Below are 3,054 nucleotides of genomic sequence, written 5' to 3' on the forward strand. Positions count from 1 at the left end.
ATTTTCGTGTACTTCTTGTGTCAATTTCGATTTATTTTAATGAATTACGCTTTTTTTCTAATTATGCACAACGGGTTTGTATAATAATTGTAGCGTTTGGCGCAGTGTGCGGCTTGAAGCGGCGACGAGTTTAAACTACACTTCTTAGTTCCAATTATTCAGAGCTGCGTGAGACTCAGAAAGGCAAGCGTAACGTTATTTTTCAGAAACCAATATAGTTAAATATTTGCAATTAATTTGCTTCTAGTTTCGCAAGAGCTATGATTAGTATACATTGTTGGGCAATCGTTTTTTATTATTGTTTAATGATGTCGTAGTGATAAACTATATCGAATTTATAGGGGAAAATTTTTCTTTTCATTCTTCCTCATTTTCTAATTTCATTTCAGTAAAACCATTCAATTTCACATACTTTTGGTTTTCTATCAAATATATATCTCCCGTTTTAGTGTCTAAAATAACCCGATTATTTTCTCCAAAACTATATCTGCCATTTGAAGAATAGTTGCATAAAATTAGAAGTAATATCGTACAAAAACATGCTGCTAATATTAATTTCAACTTTTGATATTTTGTCATTTTGCAAATATTTTTTTTAATGTTGCCCAACGGGTTTGTATAATAATTGTTGCGTTTGGCGCAGCGCGCTGAGGGCAGCAGCGACAAGTTCTACATTCTCTTCTTAGCACCAAATTATTCAGAGCTGCGTGAGACTCAGAAGGGCAAGCGTTACGTTATTTTTCAGTAACCAATATAGTTAAATATTTGTAGAAATTATTGTGAAATTAACGCAAGAGCAATGATTGGTATACTTTGTTACCCTACGTTTTTATTCTTTTTCCAGTTCAATTACTAATTCATTTCTTGGAATATCATCTGTTACAATAAATTCCTTTGTTTTATATCCTTCTTTCCAAATTTTGATTTTAGGTTCGATATTTGGACAAAAACCATAATTATCAGAACGCATAAAGAATATACCGGTTGAATCAGTCGAGAAAATTCGATTTACTTCTTGCGATGTTATAGTAGAGTTTATAATCTCTGTACTATTTATATTTAAAAATTCTAATCGTACTCTTTCAATTGGTTCTTTACTTTGTGCGTCAATTACTTTTCCATTAATTATTACCCAGCAGTCGCAAGACATTAAACTCGCAGTAATCAAAAGCCCAATAATTAGTTTTTTATATTTCATTCGGTCAATATGTTTTAGTCATTGCGATTGTCATCATTATTCCGATATACAAAAAAGGAATTGCACTTAAAAAAATCCAAATCAAATTATTTTTCAATTCAGTTTTATGTTTTGAAATCAAAAGTATTGTGTTAATTAACGACCATAAAATTCCACCATAAAAAATAAGTAAGGAAATCAAACTGCCATATTGGTAAATCCAAGTTCCTCTGAAAGGTTGAATAAGATATTTTAAAAGCATTGCGCTTAAACAAATTCCAATAATCAGAATTCCGCTTTTTTTAGTCCAATTTATATTTTTTAGCAATATGTTCGATGATTTGGTCAAATGTTGGGTAACGTTGTTGTGTATGGTTAGTTGCGTGGTTAAGCAACTAAATTAGTAAACAAATACGAACCCGAGAAAATTCCGAAGGAATTTTCCAAATAAGCACTTGCCAAAGCAATTAATTATACACGGTGTTGGCAATACGTGCCTTTATTAAATTATATTAGAAAAGAATTTTAATCCCATTTATTAACATTTGTACTGCCATCATAACTAAGATCATTCCCATTAAGCGTTCAATAGCTTTCAACCCTCGCTCACGAAGAATTTTATAAAGAAATGGGGCAGTCAGCAACAATAATGCAGATAGTGACCAGGCGATAAGAAGAGCGAAAAACCAATTACCCAATTGATCTGGTTCATTACTAGTCATTAGAATTAGCATCGCTAAAACTGAAGGGCCTGCAATCATAGGTATTGCAATCGGAACTATAAAAGGTTCTCCATCAGGTTGTTTTCCCATTACACCTTCTGGACGAGGAAATATCAATCGAAGACCTATTATTAATAAGATAATTCCTCCAGCGATTGTAACTGATTCTTGTTGTAAATGAAGAAAATTTAAAAGATTCTGCCCTCCAAAAAGGAAAATAATCAATATTACCAGAGCGATTAAAAGCTCTCTAATAATAATAAATCGCTGACGTTTAGGGCTTATGCCCTTCAAAACTGATAGTAATACAGGTATATTACCTAATGGATCCATTAAAAAAAAGAGTAATACTGCAGCCGACCAAATTGAGCCTCCTAAATCATTCATATTTTTATTATTTATTATTTATTATTCTTGCATTATTGCCAACGTGATTGTGTATGATTAGTGGCGTGTTTAAGCACCTAATTTAGCAAATAAAAACCGAATAGAAAATCCGCGAGGATTTTCGTAAGTAGGCGAGGACTAGCCATTAATTATACACGGTGTTGGCAACTGGCTTTTTTCCATTTCGATTGTTCTCCATTCTTCATTCCCGACTTTGACAATTTTTATGGGCTTTTCAGATTGGGAAAACCCAACTTTTTCATAACATTTAATTGCTCCAATATTCCAAGAATAAACATTTAGAATGATTTTTTCCTTTTTGAGATTATGAAATCCATATTCGGTCAATTTATTAATCAATTCCGTTCCGATTCCTTTTCCACGCATTGATTTTTCTCCGATTAAAACCCGAGCTAATTTCGCAACATTTTCCTCAGGTATGCTAATTTCTGCAATTCCGATTGTTTCATTATTTTCATTTTCTATTTTAAACACAGTTCGTTTTGATTCAGATAAATACAATTCGACTTGTTTTTGGTCAATTGGAAAAGTAAAAATCTGTCCAGCAAATTGGATTAATTCAGATTCACTTGAAATCCACTTTTTGAGATATTTCCAATCTTCTATTTTAAATGACTTTAATTCTATCACGATTGTTGCTTTAGCTTGTTGCCAACGGTCTCGGCTATGAGTAGTTGCGTGTTTTAGCACTTAACTTAGCAAGTACACACCAAACTGAAAATCCGCGAGGATTTTCAGAAATAGGTG

4 protein-coding genes are annotated in these 3,054 nt (G+C 32.3%); all 4 read right to left on the reverse strand.

Annotation, left to right across the window (positions count from 1 at the left end; genetic code table 11):
• Window positions 1-357 precede the first annotated feature (357 nt).
• The 4 genes from BLQ00_RS17185 to BLQ00_RS17205 all read right to left on the reverse strand — a co-directional run bounded on the left by BLQ00_RS17185 (window position 358) and on the right by BLQ00_RS17205 (window position 2,937).
• Window positions 358-579: a hypothetical protein gene (locus tag BLQ00_RS17185; protein WP_093145552.1), complete on the reverse strand. Its 222-nt coding sequence runs from the start codon at window positions 577-579 to the stop codon at window positions 358-360.
• A gap of 250 nt (window positions 580-829) precedes the next feature.
• Entirely contained in the window at window positions 830-1,198 is a 369-nt protein-coding gene (locus BLQ00_RS17190) for a hypothetical protein (RefSeq protein WP_139149455.1), read from the reverse strand.
• A gap of 491 nt (window positions 1,199-1,689) precedes the next feature.
• A complete protein-coding gene (locus BLQ00_RS17200) occupies window positions 1,690-2,286 on the reverse strand; it encodes a YhgN family NAAT transporter (protein ID WP_093145555.1) in 597 nt (198 codons plus the stop codon).
• Window positions 2,287-2,424: 138 nt separating this feature from the next.
• Window positions 2,425-2,937, reverse strand: a complete 513-nt coding sequence (locus tag BLQ00_RS17205; RefSeq protein ID WP_189342896.1) for a GNAT family N-acetyltransferase — start codon at window positions 2,935-2,937, stop codon at window positions 2,425-2,427.
• Window positions 2,938-3,054: the final 117 nt, after the last annotated feature.

This window comes from Ulvibacter litoralis, assembly GCF_900102055.1.
Classification (GTDB): domain Bacteria; phylum Bacteroidota; class Bacteroidia; order Flavobacteriales; family Flavobacteriaceae; genus Ulvibacter; species Ulvibacter litoralis.

Bases quoted from the DNA above. Each gene is read 5' to 3' on its own strand.
- BLQ00_RS17185 (WP_093145552.1), bottom strand. From the start codon at position 579: ATGACAAAATATCAAAAGTTGAAATTAATATTAGCAGCATGTTTTTGT.
- BLQ00_RS17190 (WP_139149455.1), bottom strand. From the start codon at position 1,198: ATGAAATATAAAAAACTAATTATTGGGCTTTTGATTACTGCGAGTTTA.
- BLQ00_RS17200 (WP_093145555.1), bottom strand. From the start codon at position 2,286: ATGAATGATTTAGGAGGCTCAATTTGGTCGGCTGCAGTATTACTCTTT.